This window comes from Proteiniphilum sp. UBA5463, assembly GCF_002427225.1.
GTDB lineage: Bacteria > Bacteroidota > Bacteroidia > Bacteroidales > Dysgonomonadaceae > Proteiniphilum > Proteiniphilum propionicum.
This window is the reverse complement of the sequence record NZ_DIQL01000039.1, coordinates 32,083-32,464: the sequence shown is the minus strand read 5'-3', so window position 1 is coordinate 32,464 and position 382 is coordinate 32,083. Positions and strand designations below refer to the sequence as shown.

Below are 382 nucleotides of genomic sequence, written 5' to 3'. Positions count from 1 at the left end.
ATACAACTCGATGAATGGCTCTTGTCGTTGCCCAAACCGGTGGGATTGTTTGCCTGCGCCGATGATTTCGCTTTAAGAATATCTCAAATTTGTAAAATTAACAACATTAAAATTCCTGAAGAAATTTCATTGCTGGGGGTGGATAACGATGAACTGATTTGTCACCTTTCCGATCCTCCCATATCATCCATTGTAACAGACGTAGAAAAGGGAGGGTACGAAGCTGGAAGATTGATCGACCGGATGATCAAGGGAGAGATCGTAGAGCCCTTCAACATCATTATCCGGCCAACGCGGTTCGAACTTCGAAAATCGACAGAGAAGTATGATATATCCAATGGCTATATCTCTCAAGTCGTCAATTATATCGAAGACAATTTCA

At 41.9% G+C, this 382-nt stretch carries 1 protein-coding gene; it reads left to right on the top strand.

Features of this window, described 5'->3' with window-relative positions; all coding sequences use genetic code 11:
* Positions 1-382, top strand: a 382-nt coding sequence (locus B3B27_RS06365) for a substrate-binding domain-containing protein (protein ID WP_286847153.1), incomplete at both ends; no start/stop codon positions are given.